This window comes from Anaerolineae bacterium, assembly GCA_013178165.1.
In the GTDB taxonomy this organism is placed as follows: Bacteria; Chloroflexota; Anaerolineae; order Aggregatilineales; family Ch27; genus Ch27.
On the sequence record JABLXG010000003.1, the window covers coordinates 165,742 to 185,217 of the forward strand.

Below are 19,476 nucleotides of genomic sequence, written 5' to 3' on the forward strand. Positions count from 1 at the left end.
CAACACTCCTGTACCAGGGAGGCTGCTCAGACCTGCACCGGATCGTACCACCGGGAAACGCCCAAAGAAAACCAGGCGCGGGAAGCCCCCCTCGCCTGGTCGCCTTCTGGAGCTGCGCCGTTCCGCCAGCGCCGCTACTCCTGCCCGATCTGCATGATCTTGAGGAAATTGGTCGGGCCGTGCTGGTTAAACGGATGCCCGCCGGTGATGACTACGGTATCGCCGGGTCTGGCATACCCGCTCTGGATGACCGTCGGGATAATCTGCTGCCAGAACTCAAGATCATCCTCGTAGTAGTCCGATTTGAGCGGCTGCACGCCCCACAGCAGCGCCAGGCGGCGATAAATATGATCATAGGGCGTCAGGGCAATGATCGGCACTGCCGGCCGGTAATGGGAAACCTGCCGCGCTGTCCGCCCGGACTGGGTGAAGACCCAGATGGCGTTCACCGCCAGCGCCTTGGTGATCGCGCTGACCGCTGTGCCGATGGCCTGCGGGATCGTCTGCACCTCGTGCAGTACCCAGTCGGTAGAATCGGTATGGGAATGCGGGGGTAGCGTACCGCTGGTTTCGACAGCGGCGGCGATGGCGGCCATCGTCTGTACGGCCTCGACCGGATACTGGCCGATTGACGTTTCGCCGCTGAGCATCACGGCGTCGCTGCCATCCAGGATGGCATTGGCGATATCACTGACCTCGGCGCGGGTAGGTGAAGGATCGTTGATCATCGATTCGAGCATCTGGGTGGCGGTGATGACCGGCACGGCGCGGCGGTTGGCGGCGGCGATGATGTGCTTCTGAATCAGCGGAACCTGCTCCAGCGGGATTTCGACGCCCAGATCGCCGCGGGCGACCATCACGCCATCGGCGACGTCCAGGATGTCATTGAGCACGGCCAGCGCCTCTGGTCGCTCGATCTTGGCGATGACGGGCACGTTGCGCCCGGCCCCGGCGATCAGCTTCTTGACCTGTTCCACGTCCCCGGCGCGGCGCACAAACGAAATTGCCACGTAGTCCACGTCATGGGCCAGGCCGAACTCCAGATCGGCGATGTCCTTGCGGGTGACGCTGGGGGCGCTGATGTTGACGCCGGGCAGGTTGATGCCCTGCTTGGGGCGCAACACGCCGCCGTTGCAGACCCGGCAGATCACCTCCGTGGCCGTTTTTTCCAGCACTTCCAGAGCGATCCGCCCGTCAGAGAGCAGGATGCGATCAGCAGGATGGACATCCTGCGGCAGGGCTTTGTAGGTGGTGCTGACCCGTTCGGATGTACCAAGCACGTCGTCGGTAGTCAGGGTGAATTGCTGGCCTGCCTTCAAAACCAGCGGCTCATCGTGGAGGTGCTCGCCGGTACGCATCTTGGGGCCAGCCAGGTCCTGCAGGATGGCGACAGGCTGGCCCAGTTCAGCGGCGGCCCGCCGTACCAGCTCAATACGCCGGGCGTGTTCCGCATGATCGCCATGCGAAAAGTTAAGGCGGGCGACGTTCATCCCGGCCTGGATCAGCCGGACGATCGACTCATAGGAATCGACCGCCGGGCCGAGGGTAGCGACAATCTTGGTGGCGCGCATCGAATGGGTATCCTCGCTTTCGCTGGAAGTCAGCCGGGTCAACCGATCTGCAAGCGTTCGGCGATAGCGCGGATGTGGGCCGGGGTGCTGCCGCAGCAGGCGCCGATGATCGTCGCCCCGGCGGCCTGCAGGCGGACGGCGAAATCGGCCATCACCTCCGGCGTGGCGTCGTAGACCGCCGCGCCGCCTTCCAGGCGCGGCAGACCGGCGTTAGCCTTGGCTACCAGCACAACATCCGGGTTCACGGCCCGCATCCGGTTGATGACGGCCTCCAGTTCATCGGGACCTTTGCCGCAGTTGCCGCCCAGCGCCAGCGGCCCCAGCGCCCCCAGTTCGGCGATGGCCTGTTCCGGCGTGACGCCCATCATCGTGCGGCCGTTGGTGTCAAAGGTCATCGTGGTGACATAGGGGACGCCCGGCGCGGCCTGTCGGCAACCCTCCACGGCAGCCCGCACCTCGTTAAGGTCGGACATCGTCTCGATCCACAGGACATCCGCGCCGCCCTCCACCAGGGCGCGGGCCTGTTCCGCAAAGGCGGCGGTCGCTTCGGCTACGCTCAACAGGCCAAACGGTTCCAGCATGTGCCCGGTCGGGCCGATCGAACCGGCGACGACCACCGGATGGGGGGCAGCGTCGGCTTCCAGGCGGGCCAGTGCAGCGGCGGCGCGGCACAACTCGGCGGCGCGGTCGCCCAGACCGTGCAGGCCCAGCCGGAAGCGCGAACCGCCAAAACTGTTGGTCAGGATGATCTGCGCCCCGGCTTCAATATAACCCCGGTAGACGCTGCGCACCTTATCCGGCTGCTCGACATTCCACAGTTCCGGGGCGCGGCCCTGTTCCAGCCCCAGGCTGAAGAGCATAGTCCCCATTGCGCCGTCGGCGATGATGGACTTTCCGGCGGCCAGGAGGTCCTGCAGGGTGGTTTTCATGGTGTTCTCTCCGTGCTGACGATCCTTGATCAACGATTGGCAGCGCCCGGCGGCAGGATGGCGGCCAGCCGCGGGAACGGGTCATGGGCGTGGGGGAGTGTCATCGCCTCCACGAAGCGTTCCTGGAAGATGGGTGTGCCGCCCGTCTCCACATATTCGACCTGCCGGGCAGCCCGGCGGGCCAGCGCCCGCTGCTCGACATTGAGCAGGGCCAGCCGCGCCCCATCCCCGGCGGCATTACCCACCGCGACGACACGTTCCAGGTCGCAGTCAGGCAGCATCCCGATCACCATAGCGTGGTACGGATCGATGTAAGTGCCGAATGCCCCGGCCAGCCGGATGCGATCAACATGGTCGACGCCCAGCCGATCCATCAGCATCCGCGTCCCGGCGTAGAGCGCACCTTTGGCCAGCTGGATGGCGCGGATGTCCTTCTGGGTGACGACGATCGGCTGGCCGGTGGCGCTTTCCTCCGCGCCGGCCAGCACCAGTTCGCCCAGGTTGCCCTGCCAGCGCACCGCGGGGCAACGCGCTGGTGCATCAGGGACGAAGCGCCCGGTGCGATCGATCAGCCCGGCCAGGAAAAGCTCGGCCACAACTTCGATGATACCAGAGCCACAGATGCCGGTAGGACGCAGCGATTCGCCCTCGTCCAGCATATCGCTCCAGCGCTCATCGCCGATCACGCGATAGCGCACGGCCCCGGTCGCCGGGTCGATCCGCACCCGTTCGATGGCCCCCGGCGCAGCACGTTGCCCGTGCTTGATGTGTGCGCCTTCAAAGGCAGGGCCGGTCGGGCTGGAGGCGGAGAGAAGGCGCTCGCGGTTGCCAAGCAGGATTTCGGCGTTGGTGCCGATATCCACAATCAGGCTGATGCCATCGTCCAGGGTGGGCTGTTCGGCCAGCAGGACGCCGACGTTATCCGCGCCAACGTACCCGGCAATGCAGGGCAGGACATGCACCATCGCGCCGGGGTGCAGGGCGGTCAGACCCAGATCGCGGGCTTTGACGTCTACCGCGTCATGGGTGGCCAGCGCAAAGGGCATTGCACCCAGGTAAGTCGGGTCGATGCCCAGCAGCAGGTGATGCATCACAGTATTGCCCACCAGTACAGCGTCGGTGATGGCGTCAGGCGTGATCCCGGCGGTAGTGGCGGCCTGCGCCGCCAGATCGTTCAGCGCTTTGATGATCGCCCGGTGCATCCGGGCCACACCTCCCGGCTCGGCCATGCCGTAGGAGATACGGCTCATCAGGTCTTCGCCGTAACGCACCTGCGGGTTCATCATGGCCTCGGTCGCCAGCACCGCGCCTGTGCGCAAATCGCACAGGTAAGCGGCGACGGTGGTCGTGCCGATGTCGACGGCCAGGCCGTATAACCGCTCATCGTAGCCTGGGGCGACGCGGATCACCTCCCGCCCCTGCCAGACGGTGAGGGTGGCCTTCCAGTCGCCTTCGCGCAGGGCGGCCTGCAGGCGGCGCAAGATGACCGGGTCGATCGTCAGATCGTGCAGGCCCCACTGGTCGGCCAGGGCGATCTGTACGCGCTGCCAGTCCGCCGGGCCGCCCAGCGTGGCCGGTTCGACTTCCACGTAAACCAGGCGCACAGCAGGCGCGACCTCGATGGTCAGATTGCCGGCAGCCTTGCGGATGACCTGCTTGCGGGCCTGGCTTTCCTCCGGGACGGTGATCAGCACATCGCCCAGGATACGCGCCGCACAGGCCATACGCCGTTCGCGCAGGTTGATGCCATGCTTGCGGGCGTAGGCGATCTCGGCCTCATCCGGCGGGGAAAGGTGTTCATCGGCAGAAGTGATCCCGTGGCGGGGGAAGGTCCCGCGCTCCAGGGCGACCAGGCACTTGCCGCAGGTCTGCCGCCCGCCACAGATCGATTCGATCTCGACGCCGAGCATCGCTGCCGCCGCCAGCACGGTTGTGCCATGCGGCACCTCTCCGCGCCGCCCGGAGGGTAGCAGGATCAGACGGTGAGTCTCGGATGGAGTGGAATATGCGTTGTCGGTCATGCGCTACGTGTCTCGCCGGGTCTGCATGCGGCTCCGGAAGCCCAAAGGCCCTATCGTAGCACACCTGCGTCCCGCTGCCATGCATATCTTTCGCCGGTCGGGGCGACTGTTGTCACGTGTGCCGATCCGGGGCAAAGGCTCTCTGTCAGTACTGGCCATATTCCTCAGCGATATCAACCAACATTTCCAGCTTCCAGGGCTCGACATGCGGCGCAACCGAGCAGGCCGTGCTCAGGATGTAACCGCCGCCCGGCTTGCCGATCTCCACCGCTTCCCGCGCCCGCTGGAACATCTGCTCCCGGTCGTCCGTCAGGATTTCCACGGCGTTCATGTTGCCCTTGATGAAGAGCCGGTCACCGATGCGCCGCTTGGCGTCGGCCAGGGTGGTGTTGCCCAGTGGTGGCGGATCGAGCGTGTCCACGCCCTGGGTATGCGTCTCCAGCATCAATTCCAGGCGGTCGTTCAGTTTGCCACAGGTGTGGGTATAAACGGGCAGGTCGGGATACCTGGCATGGATGCCATCCACCACCTTGCGCTCAGCAGGCACAACGAACTGGCGGTACATCTCCGGGGAAATAAAGCCACCGCCAGCGAAGGCCGACGAGATCAGCACGGCGTCCACGCCCTCGGCGGCCTGAGCCACCCCCCAGGCGATGCTGGCTTCCGCCAGCCGGTCCAGGATGGCTGACGCCCGTCCGGCATCCATCACCAGCAACATCAGCGCGTTCTGGTAGCCGAACAGTTCCATCAGGTGGGTGAAGGGGGAGAACGTCTCGCCGTGAATGGAGATCGTCTCCCCGACTGCCGCCCGCACCAGCCGGATCGTACGGCTGAAGTAGTCCGGCGGCTGGCGGAGCAGACCGGGCGCCTTACCGGGCAGGTGCGGGGTGTGGTAGACGCCCCAGGTGTAGCGCGGGAAATCGTCAACCCGCTCCAGGTCACGGTCGGGGTCGAAGGTCATGAAGTCCGGGTACGGCGCTTTGGTCGGGTCATCCGGCTCCAGCAGGGCGTTATCATCCCAGGGCAAGAGGACACGCAGGCCGTCCTTCCAGGTGACAATCTCGCCGCGTTCGGTCTCCTCAATGGAGCGCACCTCGCGCCGCCAGTCGGGGTCACGTCCGGGGATGTTGATCAGGATGCCGTCGAAGCGGTAGCGTTCGCGCAGGGTCAACAGCGCCTCGGCAAAGCCCTCGCTGGTGAACCAGATTTCGTGCGGTTTGAGCCGGTCGCGCAGGTTGAGGAAGTAGTGGCCCAGCGCCAGCTGGCACATCACCGGGACGCGATCCGGCAACTGGAAGCGCATGGCCCGCGCGATGCGTTCTTTGCCGTTCATGTTCGCTCCTTGTGGATCAGCCCTTGATCGCGCCAGCCGTTAGCCCTTTGATGAACTGGCTGGACATCAGCAGGTAAGCCACCAGCACCGGCACGGCGGCCATCGATAGCGCCGCCAGCGCCCGTGTCCAGTCCGTCTGGTACTGGCCAAAGAGCAGCGACACGCCCAGCGTGACCGTCCGCGCCTCTTGATTACGGATGAAGATCAGCGGGAACCACAGATCATTCCAGATCGGCAACAGGTTGAAGATGGTCACTGTCGCCAGGGCCGGGCGGATCAGCGGCAGAATCACGGAGAGATACACCCGCCACTCGCTGGCTCCGTCGATGCGCGCCGCGTCGCTCAGTTCGGCGGGCACCGAACGGATGAAGCTGGTCAGTACAAACGTCGCGATCGGCATCCCCATCGCCACGTAAATCGGGATCAACCCCAGCAGGTTATCGGTCAGCCCCAGGCTCTGGATGATCTGGAACAGGTTGATCGTGCCCAGGCGGATCGGGATCATCAAGCCAGCAATGAAGTAGATGTACAGGATGCTGGACAGGCGCGAACGCCAGTTGGCCAGGGCGTACGCCGCCAGCGAGCCAAATAGCAGGATCAGCAGCAGGGAGGCCACGCTGACGATGATGCTGTTGCGGAAGTACAGGTCAAAGCGTCCGGCTGTCCAGGCGTTGCTGTAGCCGTCCAGGGTGATCTCTGAGGGCAGGCCAAACGGGTTGCGGAAGATCTCCCGCTTGGGCTTGATCGAGTTGATCAGCATCGTCCAGACCGGGATCAGCACGACCAGCGACCAGGCGAGCAGGACCAGATGGGTGACGATCATGCCGGGGGAAAAGCGTCGGGTCATCGTGCGTACCTCCTAGCCCGCCAGGGTTTCTTCCCCGCCGCGGCCAAAGCGTAACCACAGGCTCACGCCGGTCAGCAGGATCAGGAAGGTGCAGGTCGCTACCGCCGCGCCAAGGCCCATATTCGGCTGGGCCACCGGGTGTTCTCCGGCGATGGCCGTGCGGTAAAAGAAAGTCGCCAGCAGGTCGGTGGCGTAAGCCGGCTCGCCGCGCGCCCCGGCCATGGCGAAGATCACGTCGAAGGCATTGAAGTTGCCGATGAAGGTTAGCACAGAGACAATACCGATGGTCGGACGGAGCAGCGGCAGCTTGATCCGCCAGAAAATCTGCCAGGCGCTCGCGCCGTCGACGCGCGCCGCCTCACTCAGCTCGTCGGAGATGGTCAGCAGCCCGGCCAGGAACATCATGGTGGGCAGGCCCACCCACTGCCAGGACGAGACCAGCGAGATCACCGGCAGAGCCAGGTTAGCATCGCCCAGCCAGGGGCGGGCCAGCGCTCCCAGCCCGACCCATTCCAGCACCTGGTTGAGCATCCCCCAGCGCGGGTTGAGGATCAGCGTCCACAGGAAGCCGGTCACCAGGACAGACATGGTCGCCGGGGTGAAGATGATCGCCCGGTAGACGTTGCGAGCGAACAGACGGGTGTTGCTCAGCAGGGTGGCAAAGAGCAGGCCCAGGGTGTTCTGGACCAGCATGTGAATGGCAAAGAAGACAAACGTGTTGCCGACAGCGTTAAAGAAACGGTCGCGCCACAGCGGATTGGTGAACAGGGTGACATAGTTCTCAAAGCCGACATAACGGTCGGGCGTCAGGCCCTGGCCCTGATAAAAGCTCAGCCGCATCGAGTTGAACAGCGGGAAGGCCATGAAGATCGTGTAGATGAGTAGAGCCGGGATCAGGAAGAGCACCCAGGTGCGTCGCCGCTGGACATCCCAGCGCGTGATCTCGACCTGTTCGCTGGCCCGCGCCGGCGCAAGGACTGAGTTAGCCATAGGCGGCTCCTGTCGCTAGCTGGCGGTACCCAGAACAAATGGGGGCGATCGCTGGATCGCCCCCAGTGTAACACGCTACGCCATGAAACTACATCCCGGCGGGGCAGTTCTGGGCTGGCTCAAACCACTGGGCCAGGCCTTCCTGCAGCGCATCAGCGGCTTCCTGCGGGGTCATCGTGCCCGCGATCACGGCCAGCGCACCGTTTTGCATCAGCGTGTAGCCGTCAGGCTGGCCATCCAGCAGCTTTTCCCACGCCCAGCGGACATCCAGGCCAGCACCCTCGTTGAGGGCCAGGAATGCGTTGGCATGCGGGTTGCTCAGCTCAATCGGATGGTTGGAGATCGGGAAGAAGCCGGGCAGCGTGTCGCCCATCAGGGTAGCGAACTCTGGCGTGGTCATCCACTCCAGGAAGAGCTTGGCGGCTTCCTTGTGGTCGTCAGGTGCGGCGGCGTTGAGGCCCATGCCCGCATCCATGTGGAAGGTCACATAGCGCTGCTCCTGGCCCTCCGGGGCGGGGATGCCAAAGACGCTCCATTCGAAGTCCGGCGCCTCGCTCTCAAAGAAGGGGATGTCCCAGGAGCCGCCCAGCCACATGGCCGCTTCGCCCATCAGGAAGAGTTGCTGGCTGTCGTAGTAGGTCAGCGCTTCCTGGCCTTCCGGCAGGAAGGGCGCCAGGTCAGCCACCGCCTGGAAGGCGGCGACAGCATGCTCGTCGTTGAAGCAGCGCTCGCCATTCAGGTAGGCCTGGCGGCCCTCATAGCCACCGATGAAGGTCGGGGCGATGTTCATGAACACGATCTCGGCGATCGTCCACTCGTCACCGCTGGCGTTGGCAAAGGGATCATAGCCGGCGTCCTTGATCGCCTGAGCAACGGCCAGCAGTTCTTCCCAGGTCTGGGGGACTTCCAGGCCCAGCTCGTTGAACAGATCGATGTTGTAGTAGACGCCGTGCGACACAGCGATGAAGGGCACGCCGTAAGGCAGGCCATCGTCAGTCGCCCACGGGGCGCGCGCAGCCTCGGTGAAGTTCTCCATCAGACCGGGCAGGTCGCCCAGCGGCTCCAGATAGCCTTCCTCAAAGAGCTGGCGGGAGGTGGCATAGGAGCGCAGGTAGAACAGGTCAGGGGCTGTGCCGCCTTCAAGCTGGGTGCGCAACGTGGCATTGTAGTCGGGCGGGTTGGTCGGGTCGAAAGTGATGGTGATATTGGGATAAACGGCGTGGAAGGCGTCCAGGATCACCTGCATCTGAGCAACATCATCGACACGCCACGATCCCATCGTCAGGGCGATTTCACCACCCTGTGCACTAACAGAGGGGATCAGGCCCAGCAGCATAGCAGCGACCAGCAACAGGGTCAGTCTGAGCTTCACTTCTCTCTCTCCTTACTTGACCTATATTACATCAGGAAATCCTAATCTTACGGGCAGTGACTGCCGAAGAGATGCCCCCTCCCTGCCCGTGCCAGGGATAGGCAGGTGGCCTAGCTGGCCGTTACCCTGTCCCTGAGCTTTTTTCAGTATATAGCTGGAAGCTGATTCGGGCAATCTGGACAGGTATTCCGGGCAGAACAACCAGGGGCCAGCCCTGGAAGGCTGGCCCCCGCTACCGATAAATTGACCTGAAAGCTGACCGACAAGAGCAATGGCCTGGTTGGTGTCCGATACACCCGGCTCGTTGCATACCCGGATTGCTCAGTCGCGGCGGTTGATGGCGACCTTCAGCAGGTCCAGCAGATGGGCGATGACGATCAGCAGGGCCAGCTGTGGCACCACCAGCCCAATGACCAGCGCAACCAGACCCGGCAGACTGACGATGGTGGAACCGTCCTGACGGCGCAGGATTACCTGGTAGGCGTTGATGTCTTCCAGGAGTTGCTGGAGCCGCTTGCCCACATCCTGCGTGGAGAACTCGAATGTTTCCTTGCGCTTCTGCTTGCGATCTTCCGACACGGCTGTTTCCCCCTTGGCAATCTGGCGGTTTCTATTGCTATATACGCGCCAAACTGGTGGTGGGTTGCGCCGCAGCTTGCCGATTCTGGTTGCGCCAGTACAATCGGCGCGGAAACGAGCGGCCAGCGAGGAACGTAACATGGCGGTGAAAACAGCGGGCAGAGGATGGCTCACAGCGGCGGCGGGGCTGCTGGCCCTGGCGATCGCCCTCGTGCTGATCGTCCTGGCGATCGCGCCAGGGAGCGCCAGTTTGACCGCCGCCGATGAAGGGGCACAGATACATCTAAGCGCTGACCGACGCTGGACAATCCTGCCCGGCGGCTGCGTTACCGTGGCCTGGGCGGTCGCTGGCGTGCGCGAGGTCTACCTCGACGGCGAAGGCGTGACCGGAGAAGGGTCACGCCTGCTGTGCGCCAGAGAAGACGAAGGGATCATCACCCCCATCCTGCGGATCATCACCTCCAGCGGCGCGGAACGCTTTTATGCCCTGCACATCCCGGCGCTGACCGGACGCGGCGAGTTCTGGCTGGCGCTGGCGGCTATTGTCGGGCTGGGTGGTGCGGCGGCGATCGGGCTGTTCCCGGCGCTCGATGAGCGGCGGCGGGAAATCATCACCGGGATGCTGCTGCTAGCAGCAGCGGGGATCGGCGCCTGGTTGATCTGGCTGTTCGTTAACCCCGCACCGCTGACGATCTGGACTGCGGAACGCGGCGGTTTGGTCTCTTTCAGCGCGACACCGATCCGCCCTCCCGACGATTGTACAATGCTGGTCTGGACGGTAGAGGGCATCCAGCAGGTGTGGCTCAACGGCGAAGCCGTCACCGGCCAGGGGGAAAGACACCTGTGCGGAGCCGATATTCACGATCTGCGCCTGACGGTCACTTTCCGAGACGGTAGCCAGCGCAACTATCGCTTCCCGCCTAACCGGCTGCTGTACCCGGCGGGCCTGCTGGCGCTGTGTGGCGCGGTGCTGCTGGCCGTCCTGGCGGCGGATGTCTGGCGCGGAGCGCGACTCCGCCTGTCACTATCCCTGAGCCGCTACGACGCGGTGGGGCTGATCGGCGCTGTCGGGGTGACGGCGCTGCTCTACGGCTATTTGCTCAGCCAGGCGGTACAGACGACCGACGATTACTGGGTGCATCTGAACTTTGCGGCTGCCGTACTCGAAAGCGGGACAACGCCACTGCCACATTTTCTGTTCCAGGCATTGGCGGTAGCCCTGGCAGGGATGATTCCAGGGGGTGATCTCACGGTTGCCGGCATTCTGGTCGGTGCAGCAGCCTACGCCAGCACCTCTGCGCTCGCCTATGTCCTGCTGGGGCAAGCATTAGACCGGGCAGAGGGGTGGCCGCAGGCGGGCTTGCTGGCCGGGCTGGCGCTGGCCGTCTGCCTGATGGATGTGGCAACCCTGCCTGTACCGGGCTATGACAGCTACACCTACCGGCTGGCGTATATCTCCCTGCAGCCGTTGCATAACCCGACCTATCCGCTGATGCGGCCGTTTGCGTTGCTGCAATTCATTGTGGCACTGCGCGTACTTTCTGACCAGAGAGCGCCAGGGATGGCCTGGCCAGCGGCGCTGGTATCTGTTGTGGCTACGTGGGCCAAGCCAAACTATGCGATTGTCCTCCTGCCAGCGCTTGCCCTGCTGGCGGCCGCCCGCTGGTTGCGCGGAAAGCGGCTGGACTGGTGGTTGCTGCTCGGTGGGCTGATCTTGCCGACAGTCGCCATCCTGGGCTGGCAGTTCTACTTCAACTATGGCTCGGCTCAAGCGGAGAGCGGCTTCACCATTGAGCCTTTCGCTGTATTCCGCCTCTTTGCCCCCCAACCCTGGGCGGTGTGGCTGGTTGTGTTCACCCTCTGCTCGGTGCTGTTCCCCCTGCTGGTGACCGTGCTGTACGGAAGACAGGCTATCCGCGATGGCGGGTTGACCCTCGCCTGGCTGGGCTTTGCCATTGCCATGGGTTACTACTTGTTCTTTGCGGAACAAGGCGCGCCTTCCGCTGCCAACTTCCGCTGGGGCGCCCAGATCGCCCTGTTCATCCTCTACGTGACTGCTCTGCTGTTCTTTGTACAGCAGGCCCGCGAGTCCGGATGGGGCTGGCGGTTCCGCATCGGGGCGGCGCTGTTCGCCTGGCATGTTCTCAGCGGCGTCTACGCTTATGCCGCTTACCTGGCCTGGGTCTGGAGCTGGATTCGCCCGGCCTGAGCAGAGCCGCTGATCCCGGCCTCCATGGCTCTTGCCCTTGATTATCTGCCCTCTTTTTCGCTCGCTGCTTGACATCGCCTGCCGGACTATGCCATACTGAAATTAACTGGTCAGACCACTGACCAGTTAACCACCGCGAAGCGAGGTGATTATGAACTGGTCCGCGCCCAAGCGCCCCGTTGACCACGTTGAAGAAGCCCTGATCTCGGCCATCCTTGAGGGTGACTTCCCTCCCGGCAGCGCCCTGCCCGCTGAGCGTGAGCTGGCCGCTCGGCTGGGGGTCACCCGCCCGACCCTGCGCGAAGTCCTGCGCCGCCTGGAGCGCGACGGCTGGATCACTATCCAACAGGGCAAGTCAACGCTGGTCAACGCTTTCTGGTGGGAAGGCGGACTGAATGTGATCAGCGGTATTGTGCGCTACAGCCGCACCCTGCCGGACGATTTCGTCAGCAACCTGCTGCAGGTGCGGCTTGACCTGGCGCCTTCCTATACCCGCCTGGCGGTGATCCACGATGCGCCAGGTGTGGCGGTTCTGCTGGCGGAGGCCGATAGCCTGCCGGAAGCACCGCCAGCCTTCGCCGCCTACGACTGGCGCCTGCAGCACGGCCTGACAATCGCCTCCCGCAATCCTGTCTATGCAATGATTTTGAATGGCTTCGCTGGCTTTTATGAAAGCCTGGCCTGCCACTACTTCGCCACAGCAGAAGCCCGGAGCGTTTCCCGCGCTTACTACGCAGCGCTCCTGGAAGCCGCCCGTGCTGGCGACGCCCCCCGTGCCGAGATGGTCACCCGCGAGGTGATGGCCCACAGCATCACCCTGTGGGCGCAGGCGCAGCATGCCCTGATCGCTCAGTCCCCCGGCGAGGGGTGGCGGCGGAAGGAGGAACAACCATGAGGCGCTGGAATGGCTGGGGCGACGACACCCAGGATTATCCCCTGCCGGAAGGCGCAGCCCATTTCCTGGAAGAGGCGCTGGGACCGGCGACGCCGCCGGTCGACGCGGCACTGGAAGACGTGCTGGCAACCGCCCCGCCCTCGCGTTTGCCGCCGCATCCGCTGATCGTCACCGATGCCGAAACGCGCCTGCGTCACACCCGCGGCCAGAGCTTCCCGGACTGGGTGGCGTTGCGCAGTGGGCGGATCGGACCGCTGCCGGACGGCGTGGCCTTTCCCACGGCGGGCGAGGAAGTGCGTGAACTGCTGCGCTATGCGCGGGATGCCGGGGCGCGGGTGATCCCCTACGGCGGTGGGACGAGCGTTGTTGGCCATATCAACCCATTGCCTGGTGACGCACCGGTGTTGACCATCAGCCTGGCCCGGATGAATCACCTGGAAAGCCTGGACGAGGCCAGCGGCCTGGCCCGCTTTGGGGCGGGCGTCACCGGCCCCGACCTGGAGGCGCAACTCCGCGCCCGCGGTTTCACGCTCGGCCACTACCCGCAATCATTCGAGTTCTCGACTCTGGGCGGCTGGATTGCCACGCGTTCCAGTGGTCAGCAATCGCTGGGCTACGGGCGGATTGAGCGGCTGTTCTCCGGCGGGGTGGTGGAAACGCCAACCGGCACGCTGGTTTTGCCGGACTTCCCGGCGTCAGCGGCGGGGCCGGACCTGCGCGAGATTGTGCTGGGGTCGGAAGGACGGCTGGGGGTGATCACGCAGGCCAGCGTGCGCGCCTCTCGCCTGCCGCAGGTTGAAGCTTTCCACGGCGTCTTCCTGCCGGACTGGGAACGCGGACGGGAGGCCGTGCGGGCCATCGCCGGGGCCGGGTTACCGCTTTCCATGCTGCGCCTTAGCACCCCGGGGGAGACGATCACCACCCTGGCTCTGGCCGGGCATGATCGCCTGATCGGGGCGCTGGAGCGTATGCTGGCCCTGCGCGGAGTCAAAGATGAGAAGTGCATGTTGATCATCGCCGTTACCGGATGGGAGAAGGTCGCCAGGACCGCGCTGAGGGAAGCGCTGGGCCTGTGTAAAGAGCATGGTGGCATCCATGTTGGCCAGACGTTTGGCAAGCAGTGGCACAAGTCGCGCTTCCGCACGCCTTACCTGCGCAATACACTCTGGGAGCGCGGCTATGGCGTCGACACGCTGGAGACCGCCGCACCCTGGGAACGTATCCCGGCGCTGGTAACGGCGATCGAGAGCGCGCTGCATTCAGCGCTGGCCGATGTGGATGAGCGGGTGCATGTCTTCACCCACCTTTCGCATGTCTATCCGCATGGTTCCAGCGTCTACACCACGTACATCTTCCGCCTGGCCGCCGATCCGGAAGAAAACCTGCGCCGCTGGCGGGCGCTCAAAGGCCGGGCAAGCGAGGCGATTGTGGCTGGCGGTGGCACGATCAGCCATCAGCACGGCGTCGGTGTCGATCATGCGCCCTATCTGGCGGCGGAGAAAGGGGCGCTGGGGCTGGGCGCGATCCGGGCACTGTGCGCCTATTTCGACCCGGACGGCCTGCTCAATCCGGGCAAACTGATCGAATGAAGGGGAGCGACAATCGTTGCCGGCGGGTGATGGGAAAGCAGAGGGCATGATGTGGGGTAGAAACTGGCGCGATAGCGTTTGGGAGCGGCTGGGGACAGACTGGGACATCATCGTTATCGGCGGGGGGATCACCGGTGCGGGTATTCTGCGGGAGGCGGCCCGGACAGGGCTGCATGTACTGCTGGTGGAAGCGCGGGACTTCGCCTGGGGAACGAGCAGCCGCTCATCCAAACTGGTGCATGGTGGGCTGCGTTACCTGGCCCAGGGCAAGCTCCGCCTGACGCTGGAATCCGTGCGCGAGCGTGAACATCTGCTGGAAGACGGCCCCGGCCTGATCGACCCGCTGGGCTTCCTGCTGGCAACGCACAAGGGCGACCGCCCCGGTCGCTGGACATACAAGGCCGGTCTTTCTCTCTATGACTTGATGGCCCTGCAATGGACTCACCGCCGCTACCGCCCGGAAGACTTCCGGATGCTGGCCCCGCACATCACGCCTGACCGCCTGGAGGGTGGCTTCCGCTACGGCGATGCCCAGACGGATGATGCCCGGCTGGTGTTGCGTCTGATCCGCGAGGCGGTCGCCGATGGCGGTGTGGCGATCAACTACGTGGCAGCGATCGGGCTGATCCGCGAGGATGGCGCGGTAAGGGGCATCCGCCTGCGGGATGCCGTCACCGGCCGCGAAGCCGAAACCCGCGCCCGCGTCGTGATCAACGCCACCGGTGCCTGGGCTGACCGGCTGCGGGCGCAGGTTGGCGGCGAGGCGCGGATCCGGCCCCTGCGTGGCAGCCATCTCATCCTCCCTGCCTGGCGGTTACCGCTGGCTCAGGCCGTCAGCTTCCTGCATCCCATCGATCATCGCCCGGTCTTTCTGTTCCCCTGGGAGGGGGTGACACTGGTCGGCACGACCGATCTGGATCATGACGCCCCGCTGGATGAGGAACCGCACATCAGCCCGGCAGAGGTCGCCTACCTGATGGCTGCCATCCAGCACCAGTTCCCCGCCTGCAACATCACGCTGGACGACGTGATCGCCACCTTCGCCGGGGTGCGGCCAGTGATCGGGACAGGCAAGGACGACCCTTCCAAAGAATCACGGGAGCACGTTGTCTGGCAGGAAGACGGTCTGCTGACTGTCACCGGCGGCAAACTGACCACCTTCCGCCTGATTGCCGTGGACGCGCTGCGGGCCGTGCGTGACCGCCTGCCGGAACTGGCCGAGATCAGCGCCGACCATCCGGTACTGGCAGCGGTGGATGTTAACCTGCCTGGCGCGGAGAGTCTGCCGCCCGCGATCCGGCGGCGGTTGCTGGGGCGTTACGGTGCAGACGCGCCGGCGCTGGTGGCAGCAGCGGGGCCGGGCGAGCTGGAGCCGATCCCCGGCACGCGCACACTGTGGGCGGAATTGCGCTGGGCGGCGCGGGCGGAAGGTGTGGTTCATCTGGACGACCTGCTGCTGCGCCGTGTGCGGCTGGGTCTGCTCCTGCCGGAAGGCGGAGCCGGGCAGATGGCCCGTGTCCGCGCGATCTGCCAGCCGGAACTGGGCTGGGATGACGCCCGCTGGGAGGCTGAGGAGACTGCTTACCGGGCGCTGTGGCGGGCTGCCTACAGCCTGCCGGAGCGCGCCCTGATCCCGGATTGGCAAACGATGCTGCTGGACGCCCGCGCGGCGCGGCTGGCCAGCCCCTATAGCTTCCGGAGACCGCTGTTCCTGCTGGCCGGGCTGACGGCACTGGCGCTGCTGTCGCGGTGGCGCCGTCGTGCGAGCCGGGATGGCGCGGTAGTATAGTCATCAGCGATGGGCGGCACAGCCCTGAGTTCCATGACCTGTTTAAGCGAGGGCGTCCATGGCGGGTGACGTGATCCTGGCGATTGACAACGGCACGCAGAGCGTGCGCGCGCTGCTCTTTGACCTGGACGGGCGGCTGCTGGGCAAGGCCCGGGTGCCCATCAAGCCCTATGTTGCCCCGCAGCCTGGCTGGGCGGAGCAGGATCCGGAGTACTTCTGGCAGGCGCTATGCCAGGCCACGCACCAGTTATTTGCAGGGACCGCCATTCGCCCCGAAGCAGTGGCGGGAGTGACCCTGACCACCCAGCGTTCCACCCTGATCAACGTTGATCGGGCCGGGAAACCGCTGCGCCCGGCCATTGTCTGGCTGGATCAGCGTCGCACGGAGGGTCTACGGCCGGTTGGTGGACTGTGGGGATTGGCCTTTAGGCTGGTGGGCATGTCTGACACGGTGGCTTACCTGCAGGCCGAGGCCGAGGCCAACTGGATCAGGACGCACCAGCCAGAAGTCTGGGCGGCCACGCACAAATACCTGTTTCTCTCCGGCTACCTGACTTACCGCCTGACCGGGCGGTTTGTCGATTCGGTCGGCTGCCAGGTCGGCTACATTCCCTTTGATTACAAACGCCTGACCTGGGCGCGCGGCTGGGACTGGAAGTGGCAGGCCGTGCCGCTGGACCCGGCCCTGCTGCCCGATCTGGTGCCCCCGGCGGGCGTGCTGGGGCAGATCACGGCGGAAGCGGCGGCGGCGACGGGCTTGCCGGAGGGCCTACCCCTGATCGCGGCAGCGGCAGACAAAGCCTGCGAGGTGATCGGCTCCGGCTGCCTGGAACCGCACATCGGCTGCCTGAGCTACGGCACGACAGCCACGATCAACACCACCCACCGCCGCTACATCGAGGTCATCCCCCTGATCCCGCCGTATCCTTCCGCTGTGCCAGGCCGCTACAGCCTGGAGATCCAGATCTATCGAGGCTACTGGATGGTCAGCTGGTTCAAGGAAGAGTTCGGCCTGCGGGAAATTCTGCTGGCGGAGGAGCGGGGCGTCGAACCGGAGAGCTTCTTTGACGATCTGGTGCGGGCCGCGCCGCCGGGATCGCAGGGACTGGTCCTGCAGCCGTTCTGGTCGCCCGGCCTGCGTGTGCCGGGGCCGGAGGCACGGGGGGCGATCATCGGCTTCAACGCCGCCCACACCCGCGCCCATGTCTACCGGGCCATCCTGGAAGGGCTGGCTTACGCCCTGCGTGAGGGCAAGGAACGCACGGAGCGGCGCAGTGGCGTCGCGGTGACCGAGTTGCGCGTCTCCGGCGGCGGCTCCCAAAGCGACGCCGCCCTGCAACTCACCGCTGATGTCTTCGGCCTGCCAACTGCCCGTCCGTACACGTACGAGACCTCCGGTCTAGGCGCGGCTATCGATGCAGCGGTTGGGCTGGGCCTGCACCCGGATTTTGAGACAGCCGTCCGGGCTATGACACGCACGGGCCGCGTCTTTGAGCCAGACGCGGCCACGCACGAGATCTACAATGAACTGTACGAGCGTGTCTACCGCCCGATGTACGGCCGGCTACGGCCGCTATACGAGGCATTACAGGCCATGACGGCACTCCACGACGGGCGCAGCCCGGCGGTCTAGGCCGCCGCGACAGCGATCAGTGCAGGCTGTTGAACACCTCCTGCACTTCAGCGGCGTCCAGCGCACCGCTGTATAACTGCACATTCCTGATCGCACCGGAGAACGCGCCGGTTCGCTTGCCGCCCTGGCGTAGCGCGCCGAGGATGGTATTGCCCCGCGCCGACCAAGGCGCCCAGGCCTCAAGGGCGACAGTCGCCTGGGGTTCGCCATCCACGTACAGCGTCGCCTGCCTGGTCTGGCCGTCCCAGACACCTACCAGATGCACCCACTGATCCGCCGCCGGGACGAGCGGCGCAGCGGCGCTGATCGACATATTGCCAAACGGCGCGAACAACGTGAAAGCGAAGCCTTCGCCGGTATATTCCAGGACAAAGTTGCTGGCGATGCCGCCATCCTGGCTGAGGATCGGCGCGGGAGTGGCAGGATCGGCGACGCGCACCTCCGCCGCAACGGTGAAACTGCCCAGCGTGTCGAGCCAGCTCATGCCGGTGTCGATGAAACCTTCCTGTAGCTCAAACACGCCCTCAGGTGGCGCTTCCAGCGAAGCGGCCAGGATATCCCCATCCGCGGCGACCAGCCCGCACAGTTCGCCGGCAGGCAGGGGGATCGTCGCCCCGGCAGGCACCGGACGCCCGAAGTTGGGCGTACCGTCCTCGTTCCAGGTGAAGGGTTGGGCGAAGATGGCCCGGTCATCCCAGCCGTCGCCCGGTTTGGTCTTGGCATGGTAGAACAGCCAGCTTTCGCTGCCATCCGGGGAAAGCACGGGTGTTGAATTATGCCCCGGCCCGTAGGCGTTGCCGGTTTCATCGGAGTAGCCGCTGAAGACCGGCCCGACCTTCGTCCAGGAAGCGGCGTCCAGCGGATCGTCCCCGGTGAGCACCAGCATGCCCAGCTTGTAGGCCCGCGACCAGCTGGCGTCCGCCGAGTAGACGATGGAAAGCGTGCCGTTATGGATGAACGCTTCCGGCCCCTCCTGGATGGCGGCGACCGACCGTTCCCAGGGCTGATCCGGCTCAGAAATCAGGCGGCGCGGGCCGCTGATCGTCAGTGGATCGCTCATCGGCGCGATATAGAGATTCTGCGGGAAGTCCCCCTGATCGCCGGGCCAGCCGGACCACACCATGTAGAGCTGCCCTTCGTACTCAAAGACCGTCCCGTCGATCGCCCATTTGTCGGTTGTAGGGTCGTAGACCTTGCCTTTCATCGTCCACGAACCCTGCGGATCGGCGGTATCGGCCTGTAGCACGTACATGCGGTGGGTATAGTTGGCGCCCGGTCGTTCAGTGGCCGCCACGTAGATGTACCACGCGCCATCCAGGTAGACCAGCTCCGGCGCCCACAGGTCGTAGCTGTAAGGCTGCCCGCGCGGCGGGCTGTAGACGAACACGGCTTCTGCCGTCGCCAGACCGGTCAGGGTGGGCGACTTGGCGATGGAGAGGCCGCTGGCGCTCGACTGCACCAGGTAGTAATAGCCGTCATGCTGTACCACGGAGGGGTCCTGGCCTGCGCCGATCAGGGGATTGGTGAAGACGCAGGTGATCGCTGCGTGGGAGGGTATCGCCGGTAGCAGGCACAGACCGCACAAAAGCAGGAACACAGGCAGATAGGGTTTCATAGCCTTCAGAGCCTCTTTCCTCACCGTAGATCGCGCATGATCATTCTACTGCGATTGCAGCAACAGGGGCGCGGCCCCTGCCTGCCGCGCCCCGCTGGCGACCA

General features: G+C 65.0%; 14 protein-coding genes. 5 read left to right on the forward strand and 9 right to left on the reverse strand.

Annotated elements, in window-relative coordinates; translation table 11 throughout:
* Positions 1-134: 134 nt before the first annotated feature.
* From pyk to HPY64_02770, 8 genes are all read right to left on the reverse strand, one after another.
* Entirely contained in the window at positions 135-1,571 is a 1,437-nt protein-coding gene (gene pyk, locus HPY64_02735) for a pyruvate kinase (GenBank protein ID NPV66046.1), read from the reverse strand.
* Positions 1,572-1,609: 38 nt separating this feature from the next.
* The gene (gene bmt / locus HPY64_02740) at positions 1,610-2,500 is read right to left on the reverse strand and encodes a betaine--homocysteine S-methyltransferase (protein ID NPV66047.1); all 891 of its coding nucleotides are present in this window, start codon (positions 2,498-2,500) and stop codon (positions 1,610-1,612) included.
* Between the two features lie 29 nt (positions 2,501-2,529).
* Entirely contained in the window at positions 2,530-4,521 is a 1,992-nt protein-coding gene (locus HPY64_02745) for a DUF4445 domain-containing protein (GenBank protein ID NPV66048.1), read from the reverse strand.
* A 145-nt stretch (positions 4,522-4,666) separates the two neighbouring features.
* Positions 4,667-5,854, reverse strand: coding sequence for a hypothetical protein (locus HPY64_02750; GenBank protein ID NPV66049.1), 1,188 nt, complete (start codon positions 5,852-5,854; stop codon positions 4,667-4,669).
* Positions 5,855-5,870: 16 nt separating this feature from the next.
* Positions 5,871-6,701: a carbohydrate ABC transporter permease gene (locus tag HPY64_02755; GenBank protein NPV66050.1), complete on the reverse strand. Its 831-nt coding sequence runs from the start codon at positions 6,699-6,701 to the stop codon at positions 5,871-5,873.
* Positions 6,702-6,713: 12 nt separating this feature from the next.
* Positions 6,714-7,691, reverse strand: a complete 978-nt coding sequence (locus tag HPY64_02760) for a sugar ABC transporter permease (protein ID NPV66051.1) — start codon at positions 7,689-7,691, stop codon at positions 6,714-6,716.
* Positions 7,692-7,779: 88 nt separating this feature from the next.
* Positions 7,780-9,027 carry an extracellular solute-binding protein gene (locus HPY64_02765; GenBank protein NPV66052.1) on the reverse strand — a complete coding sequence of 416 codons (1,248 nt, stop codon included), beginning with the start codon at positions 9,025-9,027 and terminating at the stop codon, positions 7,780-7,782.
* A gap of 357 nt (positions 9,028-9,384) precedes the next feature.
* Entirely contained in the window at positions 9,385-9,642 is a 258-nt protein-coding gene (locus tag HPY64_02770) for a DUF4342 domain-containing protein (GenBank protein NPV66053.1), read from the reverse strand.
* A 139-nt stretch (positions 9,643-9,781) separates the two neighbouring features.
* On the opposite strand from HPY64_02770, the gene HPY64_02775 reads away from it, so the two are divergent.
* The 5 genes from HPY64_02775 (at position 9,782) to HPY64_02795 (ending at position 17,757) form a co-directional block, all read left to right on the forward strand.
* Positions 9,782-11,851: a hypothetical protein gene (locus tag HPY64_02775; GenBank protein ID NPV66054.1), complete on the forward strand. Its 2,070-nt coding sequence runs from the start codon at positions 9,782-9,784 to the stop codon at positions 11,849-11,851.
* A gap of 151 nt (positions 11,852-12,002) precedes the next feature.
* On the forward strand, positions 12,003-12,746 hold the full coding sequence (gene fadR, locus HPY64_02780; GenBank protein ID NPV66055.1) for a fatty acid metabolism transcriptional regulator FadR: 744 nt from the start codon (positions 12,003-12,005) through the stop codon (positions 12,744-12,746).
* A complete protein-coding gene (locus HPY64_02785; protein NPV66056.1) occupies positions 12,743-14,335 on the forward strand; it encodes an FAD-binding oxidoreductase in 1,593 nt (530 codons plus the stop codon). The genes fadR and HPY64_02785 overlap by 4 nt, the downstream gene beginning before the upstream one ends.
* Positions 14,336-14,384: 49 nt before the next feature.
* On the forward strand, positions 14,385-16,124 hold the full coding sequence (locus HPY64_02790; protein ID NPV66057.1) for a glycerol-3-phosphate dehydrogenase/oxidase: 1,740 nt from the start codon (positions 14,385-14,387) through the stop codon (positions 16,122-16,124).
* 58 nt (positions 16,125-16,182) lie between these two features.
* Positions 16,183-17,757, forward strand: coding sequence for a carbohydrate kinase (locus HPY64_02795; protein ID NPV66058.1), 1,575 nt, complete (start codon positions 16,183-16,185; stop codon positions 17,755-17,757).
* A gap of 16 nt (positions 17,758-17,773) precedes the next feature.
* Here HPY64_02795 and HPY64_02800 read toward each other — a convergent pair whose 3' ends face one another.
* On the reverse strand, positions 17,774-19,372 hold the full coding sequence (locus HPY64_02800; protein ID NPV66059.1) for a family 43 glycosylhydrolase: 1,599 nt from the start codon (positions 19,370-19,372) through the stop codon (positions 17,774-17,776).
* Positions 19,373-19,476: the final 104 nt, after the last annotated feature.